This window comes from Capnocytophaga haemolytica (assembly GCF_001553545.1).
In the GTDB taxonomy this organism is placed as follows: Bacteria; Bacteroidota; Bacteroidia; order Flavobacteriales; family Flavobacteriaceae; genus Capnocytophaga; species Capnocytophaga haemolytica.
Genome location: NZ_CP014227.1, coordinates 2,168,164 through 2,186,414, shown reverse-complemented (window position 1 = coordinate 2,186,414; position 18,251 = coordinate 2,168,164). Strand labels below are relative to the sequence as shown.

Genomic DNA, 18,251 nt, shown 5'->3' with positions numbered 1-18,251 from the left:
AAAGGTATAATTTTTTTTTGTTATAAAATAAATTTTGGCACAATTATCGCTGTGAAAAAATAAATGTGAGAAATGATGAATAGAATAATTATCTTATTTATGATGCTCTTAGGAGGTCAGTTCTTGATGCAGGCACAGCCTTTCGAGATACAACGTCGGCAGATACCCGTAGTAGTCCCGCTGGAGAAAGCTCCTGAGGTGAATAAGCCCAGTAATTTGATGAAATTGCCTGTAGCTCCTAAAAATGAGAATAATCCTTTTATGAAACTTCCTGAAAAGCAAATTGATTTTACGGGGAAGAGCAACTTGGTGCATCGGAAGATTGATTTTCAGCCTAATTATGGGGTGCTTAACGATCATAAGCAGGAAGAGTACGATGCGCCGAAGGGAGATCAATTCTTCGGGGATTTTACCAATAATGGCAAGTATGTGAATGTGTATTGCAGAGATTTTCAAGCGATTGATGGTGACAGGGTTAGTATTTTCGTCAATGGAGTTGAAGAGGTGCGCGATATAATGTTGGTAGGCGAATTTCGAGGGTTTCAGATAGCGCTTAAGCCTGGGTTTAACAAGATAGAGTTTTTGGCTTTAAATCAAGGGGAGTCGGGACCTAATACGGCAGAGTTTCAGGTGCTTGACGACCAAGGGAACGTAATAGCCAAGAACCAATGGAACTTAGCAACAGGCTCGAAGGCACACTTTGTGATTATCAAGGATAAATAACCTAACGGAGACTGTTTTACTGATGAATTTTAACAACTTGTTTTATGAAATATATTTTATTGTCAATGACCCTATTAGCCCTTTCCTGCAAGAGCGCTCAGCCGCAGACGAAAGCTGAGCCTCAGCCGCAGCAAGAGGTAATAACCTTTAAAGAAATGGACATCACGGCTCAAAAAAAGGAAGCCCCTGAGCGCACTCGCAACTTGATCATCTATTACAAGGACGACGCCGATTTGCAACCTCTTTTAAACGTTGCAAAGAAAGAAAAGCTCGAGCTGATTTATCAGTATAAGAACTTCAAGGCTATTGCAGTCAAAGTCCCTGACGATCGCGATCTTGAAGGGGTGAAGAGCTACTTGCAAACACTTGCGGGGGTGCTTTCCGTCAATTATGATGAAGTAAATCAAATTCAAGGGGCAGGCACAAGTGAGGGTAGCTTCCAGCAATAACCTCCGTGAGGTAAAAACTTTAACAAACATTTAACGGAGTTCGCTGTTCGGTGAATTCTATTTTTTTTGTAATTTTGTCGCCGAAAAGATAGACATTGGGTCACTTAATAATTAACACTGTAAAAAGATATTATAAGGATGAATAAAACTTTATTAACACTCGCCGCCGCAGCTCTGGCGGCATCTTGCAACAATGCGCCACAGCAAAACGCAATGGGCGCGCCCTCGTACCCAGTCATTACTGTGGGCACGAGCAATGCCGTCTCCGATTTACAATACCCTGTAAACATCGAAGGCACCGTCAATAGTGCCGTCCAGGCGAAAGTCTCGGGCTACATCACAAAAGTTCTGGTCGATGAAGGCCAGAGAGTGGTGCAAGGGCAACCGCTTTTCCAGTTGGAAACACAAACGCTGAACCAATCCGCACAGTCGGCGAAGGCGCAAGTAGATGCGGCGCGCGTAGAAGTAAACAAATTAAAGCCCTTAGTAGAGAAGAACATCGTCAGCGCAGTTCAGTTGGCCACAGCCCAAGCCAATCTCGCACGCGCGCAAGCCGCTTACAACGAAGTCGCTGCCAATATCGGCTACGGCGTGGTGAAAGCCCCCGTGAGCGGCGTTGTGGGCGCGATAAACTATCGTGAGGGCGCGCTGGTAACAGCCAATAACACCGTGCTGACAACCGTTTCGGACGTGAAAGACGTTTATGCTTACTTCTCGATGAGTGAAAAGGACTATCTCCAATTTCTGGAACGCGCCCCAGGAAAGTCGCCCGCCGAAAAACTAAAGAATATGCCCCCCGCGAAACTTGTTTTGGCCGATGGACAAACGTATGCTCACTCGGGGAAAATCGCTGCCATAACAGGACAGATCGATAAAACCACCGGAAGTATGCAGTTCCGCGTTACCTTCCCCAATCCTGAGGGGCTGCTAACGAATGGCAACAGTGGCACAGTGCTGATTCCGCAGCAGTTCAATGACGTGGTGGTAATCCCTGAGGTGGCAACCTTCGAGCAACAAGGTAAGGTCTTTGCCTACAAGGTGGAACACGACACGATAAAGCAGGTTATCATTACCCTGAAGAATCGCGCCAACAACTTCGCTGTCGTGGAGGAAGGTATTAATAAAGGTGATGTCATCCTCGTTCAAGGGCTTAACGCCGTACGTACAGGAATGGTCATCAAGCCTCAGCAGGTAGATATGGACAGCCTTGTGAAAGCTATCCAGCCTATTTTTTAGAGATATCAACGCACTGATTACGGTCAGTCAGAAAATTATTTCGAAACACCCAATACATAAGAATATGAGCAAAACATTAGTAATCGTAATCCACCCTGATATAGAACACTCAATGGTCAATAAGCGTTGGATCGCCGCACTTGAAGAGCAGCCCGAAAAATACACCGTGCATCAGCTTTACAAGACGTATCCAGACAGCCGCATTGATGTGGGGCACGAGCAACAATTGGTGGAAGCCCACCAACGAATTATTTTCCAGTTTCCGCTCTATTGGTTTAGCTGCCCACCATTGTTGAAGCAATGGCTCGACGAGGTGCTTACCTACGGATGGGCTTATGGGAGCAAGAGCGGGTATAAGGTCGGAGGCAAGAAAATTGCTTTGGCGATTTCCGCAGGTATTGACGACTATGAATATGCTCACGGGCAGAAGTACAAATACACTTTGGAGGAGCTCACTCGTCCGTTTGAAATCACCTTTGAATATGTGCACGCTAACTACCAACCCCTGTTCGCCTATTATGGTATAGAGAGAAACCCCTCAGAAGAATGGGTGGAGAAAAGCGTACCTTTGTATTTGGCGTATTTAGAAAAATTTGGAGCTGACGAATAATAGAGGCGTTAAGCTCAAAAATATGGGCGACATATCAACGCACCGTTGAACCCTCCAAAACAATTTTCGGCGAACTATCAACGTATAGGGAACGTGTACTAAAAATTGTTGGCGACACATCAACGGGTAGTTGATGTGTGTAAAACAATTGTTGGGGAACTATTAACGTATAGGGGACGTACGATAAAACTTGTTGGCGACACATCAACGTATAGGGAATGTGTTCCCGACAAAAGTTTTCAAGCCGCCCACAGTTGTGGGCGGGAAGATAAAAATTCATCTTTATAACGTAAATAAGTATGTACGTAAAGCAGAAAATCGTTTTACTCATAGCCTTCATTGGGGGCGTGTTGCTTACGGGTGGTTTGCAAGCGCAAATTACGGTGTACGGTACGCTCACCGATCATAATAAACATCCCCTCGTTGGGGTGCGGGTAGACGTTGAAGGCGATTCGATACGTACCCATACAGATGCAGAAGGAAAATACTCCCTTACGGTGCGCCGCTGGCAGTTGGTGCATTATTGGATACAACCTTCGCGCTGTGTACCTATCACGGATAGCGGCACGCGTCAGCGTATCGACCTTGCCGAGCCGAAGATCGTTTCGGAGAGCGAACTCGAGGGCGGTCGCTGTCGTGTGGTATACGTACTCGACGGCAAAAAAGCAGATGCCCGCGCCTTTGGCAAGTTAGAAGAAGAAGGTCGGCTACATCAGCACTTAGTGTTGCAGGGGGCAATGCTTTCCGCACTCACCTCGGGACAGTATGGGGACGCGCGTACTGTAGTTCTTGGATTTACCGAAAAAGGATGGAGACAGTACCAACGCGATAAAAAGCGAAAGAAGAATGTATTGCGGTAGGGGAGAGGAAATTAGAAAAGTAGGAGAGTAGGAAGATAGAACACCCCCCTAATCCCTCTCAATGGGGGAATATCATACCGAGAACGTACTGAAAACATTTTACGAGTATATATAAATAGTAGAAGAAAAAACAGAAATAAAACCATTTTATGAAAATAATGATATATAGAACCATTGCCGTTATGGGCGTTACTATTGCCCTTGTAGCGTGTGCGGGGCGAAAACAATACGAACGCCCCGATGCGTACTCCGATAAACTGTTCCGAACAGAGACGGTGGATACGGCAAACACTTCGGCAGGGGCGATCGAGTGGCGTGAGCTCTTCACCGATAGCCAATTGCAGGGGCTCATCAGTCGGGCACTCGATCGCAACCTCGATGTGAAGGTAGCCCTCGAAAACGTGAGGGCATCGCACGCCTATTTGAAGCAGTCGCGGATGGCTTTCGCCCCCACGCTCTCGGCTTCGGCAAGCTACACGCGCTCTACGCCCTCAGTAAACGCATCGGGAGGAATGGGCGAACGCACTTATAATAACCTCTTCGACCTATCGGGGTCGGCTTCGTGGGAATTAGATGTGTGGGGCAAACTCACCGCACAAAACCGCGCACAATATGCCAGCTTCCTTGCCAGCGCAGAGGCGTATAAGGCAGCACAATCGGAGGTGGTTGCCACATTGGCGACTGCCTACTACCAATTGCTGATGTACGATGCCCAACGTGAGATTTTGCAGCACACGATCGATTTGCGACAAAAAAGCCTCGAGACCACCAAGGAACTCAAAAAGGCTGGAAGCACCACCGAGGTGGCGACACAGCAAACCGAAGCGTTGGTGCTCAATGCCCAATCGCAGCTTATCTCCATCGAAAATAGCGTGTGGGCGTTAGAGAATAGTATCTGTGTGCTCCTCGGTGAGGAGCCGCACCCCATCGAGCGGGGGAAGCTCGCAGAACAAAAGTTCCCAGCGCAGCTCCATACAGGCTACGCGATGACGACACTTTACAACCGCCCCGACATACGCCGTGCAGAGCTCCAACTCATCAACGCTTTTGAGCTCACCAACGTGGCGTGCGCTGGTTTTTATCCGTCGCTAACGCTCACCGCACGGGGAGGGGTTAGCAGCACTGAGTTGGATACGTGGTTCTCGGCTAAGTCGCTCTTTGCCAATTTTGTGGCGGGCTTGGCACAGCCAATACTCAGCGCCCGACAAGTGCGCACAAAGTACGAAGTACAGCGGTCGGCACAAGAGCAAGCGCTTTTAACCTTTAAAAAGGCATTGCTCACCGCGGGCAAAGAAGTTTCGGACGCGCTGCACAATTTTGCCGCTCAGGACGAATTTATCCGCCTCAAAACCCAAGAGATGGAAGCCTACAACAAGGCTACCGACTACTCAAAACAACTGTTTAACAGCGGTATGGTCAATTATTTGGAGGTAATCACCGCCGAGGTAAATCGCCTCAACGCCGAGCTTGCGGTCGCCAACGCCCAATTCACGAAGCTACAACAAGGCGTGGTGCTCTATAAAGCCCTCGGGGGCGCCTCGCAGGTGAATATCGACCCCGCGACCTTGAGTAGAGGACGTAAAGAAAACAAAAAGTAGCGAGACAATCTCACTACATTGATATATCGAAAATTTTAGGGGACGCGTTTGCCCCACAGTTATATTTATTAACCAATAATTGTTTTTGTTATGGCACTTAAAATAAAAGGCTTAAACATTAAGAATCTCCAGAATCACGAACACTACGGCTTCGTGACAGAGATTAAATTGATTTTAGACGCGGCGAATATCGAATCGCTGGCAACTCTTTTGGGTAGGTTCTCTGCCCTTGTAGAGGAGGAAAACAAATCGCTGGAACTGATCGTAAAGAGCGAACACACCCAACAATTGGCGTCGCTTGACAAAGCCACCGATCAGCTCTATCGCGGACTATCGGCGGCAGTGAGTGCAGCATCGTATAGCCCCGTGAAAGAGGAAAATGAGGCGGGAACCTTGCTTAGGATACTCATCAAAACTTATGGGCGAGTAACCTCCGAAAGCTATGAGTCGCAGCACAGCAAAATTGAGAACTTGTTGCAAGATATGAGGAGCGATAAGTACAAAGTTGCTGTGAAGAAGATCGCGATAGGGAAATGGCTCGACTGGCTTGAGGATGCGGATCGCAAGTTTATGGAGCTGTACCGAACTCGGCGCGATGAGAAGGCTACCGTAAAGAAGGACTTCCGCTCAGTAAAAGCTGTGCGTGCAGACATCGATGGGGTATACCGCGAAGTAATCGAGCATCTGAACGCCATCGCTGTGTTGCAACCTTCCGAAGAAATTAGCAAGATAGTCTCTCGTATCAATGTGCTCATCGAGAAACTTACTGCACTGAAAGCCAGCCGCAAGACTCGTAAGAACAATACGAAGAACAAGAAGTCCGACAATGGGGATAAGGGTGAAAACACTGAAAAGCAGGACGCTCCTCAGGATAAGAAAGACGCTCCGCAAACCGATCCGACCCATCCTCAGGGTGAGGGCGAACCCAAGGCTTAGCGCGTAGTGGAAGTATTTATATATAGAGGTGCCGCTGCAAATCAGTGGCGGCACCTTCTCTATTACACACTGCACGCAACGATTTTTATGAAGAGAACGTAAGATATAATTATATGATTAAAAATTTTATTAATAGACCCGTGCTCTCTACGGTGATCTCTATACTGATAGTGATTTTAGGGGTGCTGGGTATCATTTCGCTGCCGATTTCGCAGTATCCCGACATTGCCCCAGTTACGGTACAGGTGTCGGCAAATTACGGGGGTGCGAACGCTGAGACGGTATTGAAGTCGGTAGTTGTTCCGCTGGAAGAACAAATCAACGGCGTGGAGAATATGGATTATATATCCTCGTCCGCGAGCAATAGCGGGGCGGCGAACATTAGCGTATTCTTCAAACAGGGCACGGACGGCGACGTCGCGGCGGTGAATGTACAGAATGCCGTATCGCGGGCGAACGCTCTACTACCTGCGGAGGTGAAGCAAGCTGGGGTGACGGTTCGAAAACAAAATTCGGGGAACTTGATGTTCCTATCGTTTTACTCCGAAAATCCTAAGTTGGACGATGTCTTCTTGCAGAATTACCTCAACATCAATGTGATTCCTGCCCTCAAGCGTATCAGTGGGGTAGGAGACGCCAGCGTTTTCGGGGGTAAAACCTATTCGATGCGCGTATGGCTCGATCCGCAGAAGTTGCAAGCCTACAAACTTAGCCCCACAGAAGTTACTGCGGCGATTTCCTCGCAGAGTTTGGAGGCGGCAGCAGGTACGCTGGGGCAAAACTCTGGGCAGAGCTACGAGTACGTAATTAAATACAAGGGAAAATACAACAAGGTTGAGGAGTACGAAAACATCGTGCTCAAAGCCTTAGATGGGGGCAAGGTGCTGCGATTGAAGGACGTAGCGACCATACAGCTGGACGCGCTGAGCTACTCTGGTTTCTCGGAGAGCGGAGGGAAGGCTGACGTGGCGATGGGTATCAGCCAGACGCCCGGATCGAATGCCCACGAGATCATACAAAATATCGAGACGTACCTCAAAGAGGCTGAGAAGTCATTTCCTGAGGGGATCAGTTATTCGATCAATTACAACGCCAATACGTTCTTGGACGCGGCGATCTCTAAGGTGGTAAGCACGCTGCTCGAGGCGTTCCTCTTGGTCTTCCTTGCGGTATACTTGTTTTTGCAAGATTTCCGTTCGACCTTGATTCCGGCAATCGCCGTGCCCGTTTCGATCGTGGGTACCTTCTTCTTTCTCAACTTGTTTGGATATTCGATCAATATGCTCACACTGTTTGCTCTGGTGCTGGCGATTGGGATTGTGGTGGACGACGCGATTGTCGTCGTGGAAGCGGTTCACGCCAAGATGGAACACGGCGCGGGCGACGCCAAAGAATCGACCGTGGAGGCGATGAACGAGATTGCTGGGGCGATCATATCTATCACGCTGGTGATGGCGGCAGTTTTTATCCCCGTAACTTTTATCGGGGGGACGACCGGCGTGTTTTACAAGCAGTTCGGGATTACTTTGATGGTAGCCATCGCGATTTCTGCCATCAACGCACTTACGCTCAGTCCAGTCCTCTGTTCGCTTTTCTTGAAACCACACGGCGACAAGGCGTACGAGGAGAAGGGCTGGCTGGGAAAATTCTTCCACAAGTTTAACATCGCTTTTGCTGAGGGTACGCGCCGTTACGGGAAGGCGTTCACCTTCCTGCTCAGGCACAAATGGCTTACGTTGGTGATGTTCGCCGTTGCGGTCGGCTCGCTACTGTTTATGAACAAGCAGCTCAAGTCGGGGTTTGTGCCCAGCGAGGATCAGGGCTTCGTGATGATGAATGTGGAAATGATCCCCGGCGCATCGATGGAGCGCGTTGCCAATGTGATGCGACAATTAGAGAAAAAGGTGTCTAACATTCCTGGTGTCGATAGGGTTACCTTCGTAACAGGGCGCGGGATGCTCTCGGGCGAGGGTAGCAATAACGGGATGGGTTTCTTCCGATTAAAGCCCTTCGAGGAGCGCGCCAAGGCTGAGGGACAAGACATTCAAACTATCATACAACGTGCATTCGTTGCTACGGCGGGCATTAAAGATGCTAAGATCATCTTCTTTCAACCGCCTTCGGTGCCTGGCTTCGGTATTGGCTCGGGCGCGTCATTTGTTTTGCTGGATAAATCTGGTGGGGAAATCTCGCAGGTATCTAAGGACGCCGATGCCTTTATGGCGGCACTAATGCAGCGACCTGAAATACAATATGTACAGACGTCGTTCAACACGAATTATCCGCAATACCAGATGGACATCAATGTGGAAAGGGCGATGCAATCGGGCGTGAGCGTGAGCAACATCTTGGGCACCTTGCAGAATTTTATCGGGGGCTATTACGCGAGTGATTTCACCCTCTACGGCAAGCAGTTTCGGGTGATGGTACAGGCGTTGCCGGACGACCGCAAAAATGTGGAGAGCCTTTCGAGCATGTATGTGAAGACGGCGACGGGTGAGATGGCTCCGATCTCGCAGTTTGTTAGCTTGAAAAGGGTTTTCGGGCCGCAGTCATTGAGCCGTTACAACCTGTTTACATCCGTTGCGATGACAGCCAGCAACAATGCTAGCTACAGCACGGGTGATGCCATCGCAGCCGTTGAGGAGGTCGCCGCCAAAACACTTAACGCCAACTATTCCATAGATTATACAGGCCTGACGCGTGAGGAGCAGAACGCGGGCTCGCAGACGGTCATCATCTTTATGCTTAGTTTGGTGTTTACCTACTTTATTCTCGCGGCGCAGTACGAAAGTTACATCGTGCCCCTATCTGTGCTTCTCTCGCTGCCATTTGGTATCTTCGGAGCCTACTTGGGGCAATGGTTGTTCGGTTTGGAAAACAACATATACTTTCAGATTTCTCTGATAATGCTGATGGGTTTGCTGGCGAAGAACGCTATCTTAATCGTCGAATTTGCTTTGCAGCGGCGTCGCACCGGCGATAGTTTGTCCAAATCGGCTATCGATGCGGCAATGGCACGCCTGCGACCCATCCTAATGACTTCATTTGCTTTCATCGTAGGGCTTTTACCGCTTGTTTTTGCTAGCGGAGTAGGCGCCGCCGGTAATAGGTCGGTAGCAACGGGAGCCGCGGCGGGACAACTTATAGGTACGTTCTTCGGCTTGGTAGTGATTCCGGTGCTGTTCGTGGTATTTCAACACCTACAGGAGAAAATCACGGGCAAATCCCCTAAGAAGAAAGTGGTGGCGTGGATTGAGAAGGAGTAAATAACTAATAAATCTATCTGTGAAAATGTCTTCAGAGGAAGTAATTCTCTCTGAGGACATTTTTGCATTATGGGTGTTATCTGTTAAAAGCCATAGCGATATATAGAATGATTTTCTATCGAACCGTTGTCGATCCGTTGCTGAGCTGCTTTTGAAAGTGTTGCTGTATTATTTAATTTATGGAAGGTGGATACTTATTTTTTGATTGGGATAAATGCTTGTGTTGCACCGTAATCTATATTTTTTTGCAGAAAATACTTTGTCAGTAAATATAAAATATGTACCTTTGCAGATTATAATACATACTATCATATATTAAAAGAGAGAAAGATGAGTTGCAATACTTGCACTAAGGGAAATACAAATGATTATAGAACAACTGATTGCGGTGATTTAGGAGGTCCGAGCAGTTTTGGGAGTGTGAAGCTATCAGTTTTTGATTGGCTGGCAAATACGTCGTTGGCAGGTGGTTTAGATTTTTTTGATTGTGTAGAAGTGCGGTTTAAAAATAGCCGTAAAGAATACTTCCGCAATGTGGATAAACTTCCTCTGCAAGCGGGTGATGTTGTGGCGACTGAAGCTAATAGCGGGCACGATGTGGGGGTGGTGACTCTCACAGGGGAGCTGGTGCGTATGCAAATGAAGAAACGCAGTATCGATTGGAATAATGAGGATCTTCCAAGGGTGTATCGCAAGGCAAACCAGAAGGATATTGACGTTTGGCAGGAGTCGCGTAAGCGTGAAATATCTGTGCAGAAGCGCTCACGTGAGTTGGCAATAGCACTGGGGCTAGAGATGAAGATCTCAGATGTGGAGTTCCAAGGTGATGGCTCGAAGGCTACCTTTTATTATACGGCTGAGGGACGTGTTGATTTTCGTCAGTTGATCAAAGATATGGCGAGGGCTTTTGGTATTCGTATTGAAATGCGCCAGATAGGTTTTAGACAGGAGGCTGCACGTTTGGGGGGAATTGGTTCGTGTGGACGTGAGTTGTGTTGTGCTACGTGGCTTACGGACTTCAGGAGTGTATCGACTTCGGCGGCACGTTACCAGCAACTTTCGCTCAATCCGCAGAAGCTTGCGGGACAATGTGGGAAGCTAAAATGCTGTTTGAATTTTGAGCTTGACACCTATTTGGATGCGCTGAAAGATTTTCCAAAGACGGAAACAAAGCTCCACACGCAAAGAGGTTTGGCGACTTGTCAGAAGATTGATATTTTCAAGAGATTGATGTGGTATACTTACGATGAAAGTCCGATGACGTGGTATAAACTTTCGGTGGATAGTGTCAAGGAGATCATTGAGTTGAATAAGGAAGGTCAGCAGATTGAGGAATTAGAAGAATATACGATCATCAACGACTTGAGCAGTAAGCGCAGCTCTTCGTCGATGGGCTTGGAAATGAAGCCTGTGGAAGAAGATAGTATCACTCGTTTTGATACACCGAGGCGGAGGAAGAAAAAGAATAATCAGGCTAAAAAGGCACAGAATCGCCCTGATCGCGCATCACAATCACCAGAAGGAAAGGTTTCTCAAAAAGCTGAAAATGTTCAGGGACAAGGCAAAAAACAGGGGCAGAACCCGAACGCCCAAAAGCAGCGACGTGGACAAGGACAGCAACAGGCTGCTACTGAAGGGCAAAGCCAAAAGAGGAAGCCTAATAATAACAAAAACCAAAAACGACCTAATAATAACTCAGAGATATCGAAAGATGAGAAGAATTAGTTTACTATTGCTACTTATAGTTCTTGTGGGGTGTAATAAACAGTTGGAGTACGCACAGTATGTATCCCTTCCTAATGGCTGGGTTGAGCATCAGTCAATTCCATTTTATTTAGATGAAAATGATACGCTTACCCCTAAGAACCTGTTTATAATGTTGCGTAATGATGAGCAGTATGAGTTTAGTAATATATTTCTTATCACTAAAATGGAAGTGCCTCATAGTAATAAGGTGATCATTGATACTTTGGAGTATGAAATGGCGAATGCAGAGGGGCAGTGGCTTGGTGATGGATTTTCGGCAGTGAAAGAAAGTAAATTGTGGTATAAAGAGAATTTCCGATTTCCTGCTAAAGGTAAATATGTTGTAAAGATAGAACAGGCAATGCGTAAGATAGGAACTAACCAAGGTATTGAGGTATTAAAAGGAATTACAGAGGTGGGGCTTCGTGTGGAGAACCCACAGCTAAATAAATAAAACTTAATATGAAAAAGACAACTGAAAACGAGGAAACAGATACTTCAAAGAAGCGATTTTTGAAGTGGTTCTGGGGGGTATTTGCCGCTGGAGTGCTCTTAGTGATATTGTTATTTCTATCAGCTTCATTGGGGCTGCTCGGAGAAATGCCAGACTTCAAGCATTTGGAGAACCCTGATACAAATTTAGCTACAGAGATTGTTTCTGCAGATGGGAAATCGTTGGGGAAGTTTTATTTAGATGAAAACCGTACCCCTATCAAATTTAAAGATCTGCCAAAGCCTTTGGTAGATGCCCTCATAGCTACTGAAGATGAGCGATTTTACCAACACTCAGGTATTGATGTGAGGGGCACAATGCGAGCACTCTTCTTTTTAGGTACCAAGGGAGGGGCATCGACTATTTCACAACAGCTTGCTAAACAGCTTTTCCATAAAACAAAAACCAGAGGTTTGCAGCGTTATACTCAGAAGATTAAGGAGTGGGTGATCGCTACGCGTTTGGAACGTCAATACACAAAGGAAGAGATCTTGGCGATGTATTTTAATATTTATGACTTTAATAACAATGCTGATGGGATTCGCTCAGCAGCAAGGATATACTTTGGTAAAGAACCTAAGGACTTGAAAATTGAAGAAGGAGCAATGTTGGTAGGAATGTTTAAGAATTCTGCTTTGTATAATCCTTTGAAGAATAAAGAGGGAGTGACCAATCGCCGCAATGTAGTGCTCTCTCAGATGGCTAAGAATAACTATATTACACAAGAAGAAAAGGACTCGTTGCAAGCACTTCCGCTGAAAATAAAGTATACCCCTGAAAGTCATAATGATGGGATTGCGACGTATTTTCGCGAATATCTGCGCAGCTATATGAAGGCTTGGATAGAAGCAAATCCCAAACCAGATGGCTCTAAGCATAATCTGTACTTAGATGGGTTGAAAGTTTATACTACGATTGATTCGAAAATGCAGGCTTATGCAGAGGAAGCTGTGAAAGCGCATATGAAGCAATTACAGAAAGCGTTCGACGCTGAGAATAACCCTAAGAAGAATAAGACCTTTCCTTTCGTAAGAGTGTCAAATGATGAGTATAAATCATTGATGGAGAAGGCGATGAAGAACTCTAATCGCTGGATACACTTGAAATATTTGGGCTACTCAGAGGATGAAATACGTGCTACCTTTGATAAGAAAGTTGAGATGCGTGTGTTCAGCTGGAAAGGAGAAAAAGATACGATAATGACCCCTCGTGATTCTATTCTTTATTATAAGGCGTACTTACGTGCAGGCGTAATGTCAATGGAAACTAATACAGGGCATATCAAGGCTTGGGTGGGAGGTATTAACTATAAACATTTCCAATATGATCAAGTAATTCAAGGAGCACGACAGACAGGCTCTACATTTAAGCCTTTTGTGTATGCTACGGCGATTGACCAATTGCATTACTCTCCTTGTTTGGAGCTTCCTGATATACAAACTTGTGTAGAGGCAGGTAAATACGGAAATCCTCAACCCTGGTGTCCACGTAACTCAACAGGGAATTTTACAGGGAGGATGATGACCTTAAAATACGCATTGGCAAACTCAGTGAACTCAATCACTGTGAACCTGATGGATAAGGTGGGACCTATGCCTGTAATAAACTTAGTAAAGAAATTGGGAATCTCTACCAAAATACCAGAAGTGCCAAGTATTGCATTGGGTACATCTGAAGCTACTGTCTTTGAGATGACGGCTGCCTATGGTACTTTTGCTAACGAAGGAGTGTATGTGAAACCTGTGTTGATTACTCGTATTGAAGATAAAAATGGCACAGTTCTCTTTGAAAATACTCCTGAAACACACGATGTGGTGAGTGCAGAGGTGTCACGCGCTGTTATAAACTTGATGGAAGGAGTAACTCGGTATGGCTCAGGGGCAAGATTGAGGACTAAAGGTGCAGAGACCTATAACGTTATTTACAAAAATGTAATGACAGGCTATCCATACAGTTTTACAAATGCGATCGCAGGGAAAACAGGGACTACCCAAAATAACAGTGACGGTTGGTTTATTGCAATGGTGCCCAACCTCGTAACTGGTGTATGGGTTGGTGGTGAAGATCGCGCAGTACACTTCCGTACGACAGCTTACGGACAAGGAGCTACAATGGCGCTTCCTATTTGGGGCTATTATATGAAGAAATGTTATGCTGATAGAGATTTAAGTGTTTCAAAAGAAGCATTCCCTCCACCTCAAAATAAGCAGATACAGATAGATTGTAGTAAAGAAAAAGAAAGTGAAGGAGAAGAATCTCCACAGATAGATTTCTAACAACGAAGTTGATGGAGCGAAATAATTTTAAGATAAAAGAGCTTTTACGGCTGATAAATCTTAAAATTATAATAAAATAACAGTTGTAGTGTGAATTTTTAAGCTATTTACTTGCTTCGTATATACTTTTTTTAAGACTTTTGCAGAAAAGTAATTAACAATACTAAAACAAGTATTATGGAAGAAAGAGAATTTATAGACAATGAAGAGATTTTCTCAAAAGTGTTGAGAGCAGGTCGCAGAACTTATTTTTTTGATGTGAGAGCTACTCGTGCAAACGATTACTATTTGACAATTACGGAAAGTAAGAAGTTTACTCACGAAGATGGTTCCTTCCATTTTAAAAAGCATAAAATATACCTTTATAAAGAGGATTTTGAGCTTTTTAAAGAATTTCTAAATGAAGTTACTGCCTATGTCTTTGATGAGAAAGGTACAGAAGTAATTTCTGACACTCACCAAAGAGATTTTAAAAGAGAACCCTATGGGGCGCAAACACGTGAAGATAAGAGCTCTTCTTTTACAAATCTGAGCTTTGAAGATATTTAATCGCTAATTATAGTAGAGGAATGAGCTTTATTCAATAGTTGTAAACTAAAACATTTAACTATTGGGTAAAGCTCATTTTTTGTCGAGGATGGTATTTTACTAACATCTCTCTTAAGTACGATTTCTCTACGTGTACATACACTTCTGTAGTTGTGATATTTTCGTGACCTAACATTAACTGTATAGCTCTGAGGTTAGCTCCATTTTCTAATAGGTGTGTCGCAAATGAGTGCCTAAAAGTGTGTGGACTTATTTTCTTCTGAATTCCAGCCTGCTTAGCCACTTCCCTTACAATAGTGAATATCATAGCCCGTGTAAGTTGTTTTCCTCTTCTATTTAGAAAAACAATATCCTCAAAACCTCTGGCTATTTTAAGTTGTTTCCGTTGGTTGTTGATGTAGTTGGATATCTGTTGCTGGGTGAACTTCCCAATAGGGATAAGCCTTTGCTTGCTACCTTTCCCTATTACCCGTATGAAATCTTCATTAAAGAAAAGGTCAGAAAGCCGTAAAGAAGTCAACTCCGAAACACGTAGTCCACAACCGTAGAGTGTTTCAATGATAGCCCTATTACGATGACCTTCATCAGTGCTTAGGTCAATGCTATTAAGCATCATATCAATCTCTTGAAGAGAAAGAGTGTCAGGTAATTTTACCCCAATCTTAGGGCTGTCGATTAAATCCATAGGAAAATCCTCTCTACCTCGTTCGCTCATCATAAACCTAAAAAAACTCTTTAGGGCAGAAATCAAGCGTGCTTGTGAGCGTGCGTTGAGGTCTTTTGATACTTCATATACAAATTCTCTCAGAGTGTCTACTCCTATTGTATCAGGACTTTCATCAATCTCATATTGAGCTAAGTAGCCGATCAGTTTCTCAATATCTAAGCCATAAGAAATCACTGAATTCTTCGACATACCACGTTGCAAACGCAGATAGTTCTGATACGCCTCTTTAGTAGTATGCCACAGATGTGTTGTCATTATAGTTTTAGTTTCTCTAAGTCGTAATAATGCTTCTTCATCTTAATAGTCCCTTTATTGAGAATTATCACGCCAGGGTTAGATCGGATCATTGTTTTAAGCGTTTTCTCATCATTATAATAGAACCTAAAATTGAGCTCATAATCCTTTACTAATTTGTCTGCCTTGTCAAGAGTTGAAGTAAGCCCAATAACTGTATAGCCTTCTTTTAAAGCTCTGTCAGTAGTTACTTTTACAGCTTTAAATGCCTCTACATCAGCCTTTCCGATATCTTCAGAGACGACCATCATTAGTTTTTCTTCCTTCATAAAATCATCAAAGTAACTCTTTCTATCCTTGTCCTCAATATAAAAATCGTGAATAGGAGGTACATATCCCTTGTCAATCATCTCTGTTGTGACGTCCTTAAACTCACCGTTCACTTTCGGATATTTTCCGTTAGTAGTAACCACTTTCTCTTTGCCATTAACTATAAATCGCCAGTGATATTCATATTTAGGTAGAGGGGCTCCCTCTGGAACAACCATTCCCTCAGGGATATTGGCACCGATCTTATACGGACGGAAATCTTTGATAGGTAGATGTTTATAAGTGTAATTAACTACCAAGGCACTAACGATAATCCCTGCAAGAGTAAAGTACAGTGGAATCATTCCCTTTGCAATAGGTTTGATATACTTTTGTCCCCAAAACAGAATGAGTACTAATGCCAATAGCACCATATCCTTAGTAAAAGATTGCCAAGGGGTAAATTTAATTGCATCACCAAAGCATCCACAGTCCGTAACCTTATTAAAATAAGCAGAATAGAAGGTTAAAAAGCCAAAATACACCGTCATTGCTATCAGTAGCCATAAGGTTAGCTTTTTTAAATAACCAACCAATAGCATCACTCCCAAGGTTACCTCTGTGATACATACTAAGATCCCGATAGCCATTGCAAAAGGCTCAAATACAGGCATATTAAGCACAGGCTTACTGAAATACTCTTCTAACTTAATAGCAAAACCAACAGGGTCATTTAGCTTTACAAGGCCACTAATGATAAAAATAATACCAACTACAACCCTAATACAGTTAATTACATATTTCATAACTTACTACAAAAATAAACATTATTGTTTTACTTATATCAAAAACTATGCCAAACCTAAATGAATTAGTGCGAAAACAGCATAGTTGAGCATATCCTGATAGTTTGCCCTGATGCCTTCACTCACCAAGGTCTTACCCTCGTTATCTTCAATCTGTTTGACTCTCAATATCTTCTGCAAGATAAGATCCGTGAGCGAACTCACTCGCATATCACGCCAAGCCTCACCATAATCGTGGTTCTTATTCTCCATCAGGGTGCGTGTTTCAGCGATCTCTTTTTCATACAAAAGTGTTGCCTCTTCCGCATCTAAATCAGGTTGAGTAGCAATACCTCTATCTATCTGGATAAGTGCCATCACTGCATAATTGACAATACCGATGAATTCAGCCGTCTCATCTTCTTCAATTTTATGTACAGAATTCTCTTGCAACCCTCTGATACGTTGTGCTTTAATAAAAATCTGATCCGTTAAGGAAGGCAACCGCAAAATACGCCACGCACTCCCGTAATCTTTCATTTTTTTGCTGAAAAGTGCTTGACACTCTTTTACAACATTATTGTATTGCTCAATAGTTTTATTCATTTCTTTATCCTAATGATTCAAGTGCAAAAGTACAAAAAAAATATAAGACAGTGCTTTGTTTTCAAAAAAAATACTACCTTTGCCCTATTCATTAATTAAAAACAGTTCATTTTATGGCAAAAATTACATTCCACAATGAGCCTGCACATACCGTAGGCGAACTACCAAAAGTAGGTTCTACAGCACCTGATTTTAAGTCAGTTAGTGATAAATTGGCAGAAGTATCACTACACGATTTCAAAGGCAAAAAGGTAGTCTTGAACATCTTCCCAAGTGTCGATACAGGGGTATGTGCAGCCTCCGTTCGCCGCTTTCACAAAGAGGCTTCAGAGCTCAATAATGTAGCAATTTTATGCATCTCAAAAGATCTTCCTTTTGCGCTTGGTCGCTTTTGTGCTGCTGAGGGAATTGACAACCTAACGATGCTATCTGATTTTCGAGGCGATTTCTCAGCTCACTACCCAGTGGTCTTTACCGATAGCCCGCTCAAAGGCTTACTCTCACGTGCGATTATCGTATTGGATGAGAATGGTAAAGTAGTTCATACAGAGCAAGTTGCTGAAACAACTGATGAGCCAAACTACGTAGCAGCCTTGGCAGCACTTAAATAGTGTCATCACACACATTTGAGTTTTATAAATAGTATGCTTAGAACACAAAAATGTTGTAAGCATACTATTTTTATGATCTGAAAGGCTGTTGTAATTTAGTTGTAAGAGAAACGAACCCCTATCGAATCCGTATCGGATAAAAACTACAAAAATCCACTCATTTTACAAAAGTGATACAATGGAAATGATGCTATAAACGTTTGTTTATAAGTTATTTGTAAAAAATAAAACAAC

Annotated in this window: 16 protein-coding genes; 13 read left to right on the top strand and 3 right to left on the bottom strand. The window is 44.2% G+C overall.

What is annotated here, in order from left to right; translation table 11 throughout:
- Positions 1 to 75: 75 nt before the first annotated feature.
- The 12 genes from AXF12_RS09785 to AXF12_RS09730 all read left to right on the top strand — a co-directional run bounded on the left by AXF12_RS09785 (position 76) and on the right by AXF12_RS09730 (position 14,745).
- Positions 76 to 723, top strand: coding sequence for a hypothetical protein (locus AXF12_RS09785; RefSeq protein WP_066431968.1), 648 nt, complete (start codon positions 76 to 78; stop codon positions 721 to 723).
- A 44-nt stretch (positions 724 to 767) separates the two neighbouring features.
- Positions 768 to 1,172: a hypothetical protein gene (locus AXF12_RS09780; protein ID WP_143325018.1), complete on the top strand. Its 405-nt coding sequence runs from the start codon at positions 768 to 770 to the stop codon at positions 1,170 to 1,172.
- A gap of 138 nt (positions 1,173 to 1,310) precedes the next feature.
- A complete protein-coding gene (locus AXF12_RS09775) occupies positions 1,311 to 2,408 on the top strand; it encodes an efflux RND transporter periplasmic adaptor subunit (protein WP_066430680.1) in 1,098 nt (365 codons plus the stop codon).
- Between the two features lie 64 nt (positions 2,409 to 2,472).
- Entirely contained in the window at positions 2,473 to 3,018 is a 546-nt protein-coding gene (locus AXF12_RS09770; protein WP_066430678.1) for an NAD(P)H-dependent oxidoreductase, read from the top strand.
- 299 nt (positions 3,019 to 3,317) lie between these two features.
- Positions 3,318 to 3,878 (top strand): peptidase associated/transthyretin-like domain-containing protein, encoded by a 561-nt coding sequence (locus AXF12_RS09765; RefSeq protein WP_066430677.1) that lies wholly within the window; start codon positions 3,318 to 3,320, stop codon positions 3,876 to 3,878.
- Between the two features lie 149 nt (positions 3,879 to 4,027).
- Positions 4,028 to 5,476 carry an efflux transporter outer membrane subunit gene (locus tag AXF12_RS09760; RefSeq protein WP_082752995.1) on the top strand — a complete coding sequence of 483 codons (1,449 nt, stop codon included), beginning with the start codon at positions 4,028 to 4,030 and terminating at the stop codon, positions 5,474 to 5,476.
- Between the two features lie 90 nt (positions 5,477 to 5,566).
- Positions 5,567 to 6,412: a DUF6261 family protein gene (locus AXF12_RS09755; RefSeq protein WP_074860805.1), complete on the top strand. Its 846-nt coding sequence runs from the start codon at positions 5,567 to 5,569 to the stop codon at positions 6,410 to 6,412.
- A gap of 113 nt (positions 6,413 to 6,525) precedes the next feature.
- Positions 6,526 to 9,681, top strand: coding sequence for an efflux RND transporter permease subunit (locus tag AXF12_RS09750; protein WP_066431966.1), 3,156 nt, complete (start codon positions 6,526 to 6,528; stop codon positions 9,679 to 9,681).
- 330 nt (positions 9,682 to 10,011) lie between these two features.
- Positions 10,012 to 11,406, top strand: a complete 1,395-nt coding sequence (locus tag AXF12_RS09745) for a PSP1 domain-containing protein (RefSeq protein WP_082752994.1) — start codon at positions 10,012 to 10,014, stop codon at positions 11,404 to 11,406.
- The gene (locus tag AXF12_RS09740; protein ID WP_066430675.1) at positions 11,393 to 11,881 is read left to right on the top strand and encodes a gliding motility lipoprotein GldH; all 489 of its coding nucleotides are present in this window, start codon (positions 11,393 to 11,395) and stop codon (positions 11,879 to 11,881) included. The genes AXF12_RS09745 and AXF12_RS09740 overlap by 14 nt, the downstream gene beginning before the upstream one ends.
- 8 nt (positions 11,882 to 11,889) lie before the next feature.
- Positions 11,890 to 14,196, top strand: a complete 2,307-nt coding sequence (locus tag AXF12_RS09735) for a penicillin-binding protein 1A (protein ID WP_066430673.1) — start codon at positions 11,890 to 11,892, stop codon at positions 14,194 to 14,196.
- A 177-nt stretch (positions 14,197 to 14,373) separates the two neighbouring features.
- Entirely contained in the window at positions 14,374 to 14,745 is a 372-nt protein-coding gene (locus AXF12_RS09730; RefSeq protein WP_066430668.1) for a PUR family DNA/RNA-binding protein, read from the top strand.
- Between the two features lie 58 nt (positions 14,746 to 14,803).
- Here the strand turns inward: AXF12_RS09730 and AXF12_RS09725 are convergent, their stop codons facing one another.
- The 3 genes from AXF12_RS09725 to AXF12_RS09715 are packed head-to-tail and all read right to left on the bottom strand — an operon-like array spanning position 14,804 to position 17,406.
- Complete coding sequence (locus AXF12_RS09725) at positions 14,804 to 15,727, bottom strand: site-specific tyrosine recombinase (RefSeq protein ID WP_066430666.1); 924 nt, start codon at positions 15,725 to 15,727, stop codon at positions 14,804 to 14,806.
- Positions 15,727 to 16,821 carry a BT_3928 family protein gene (locus AXF12_RS09720; RefSeq protein ID WP_066430664.1) on the bottom strand — a complete coding sequence of 365 codons (1,095 nt, stop codon included), beginning with the start codon at positions 16,819 to 16,821 and terminating at the stop codon, positions 15,727 to 15,729. Before AXF12_RS09720 ends, AXF12_RS09725 begins: the two co-directional genes overlap by 1 nt.
- A 45-nt stretch (positions 16,822 to 16,866) precedes the next feature.
- Complete coding sequence (locus AXF12_RS09715; protein ID WP_066430661.1) at positions 16,867 to 17,406, bottom strand: DUF1599 domain-containing protein; 540 nt, start codon at positions 17,404 to 17,406, stop codon at positions 16,867 to 16,869.
- Between the two features lie 113 nt (positions 17,407 to 17,519).
- Here AXF12_RS09715 and tpx point away from each other — a divergent pair, with 113 nt between their 5' ends.
- Positions 17,520 to 18,017, top strand: coding sequence for a thiol peroxidase (gene tpx, locus AXF12_RS09710; RefSeq protein WP_066430660.1), 498 nt, complete (start codon positions 17,520 to 17,522; stop codon positions 18,015 to 18,017).
- Positions 18,018 to 18,251 lie beyond the last annotated feature (234 nt).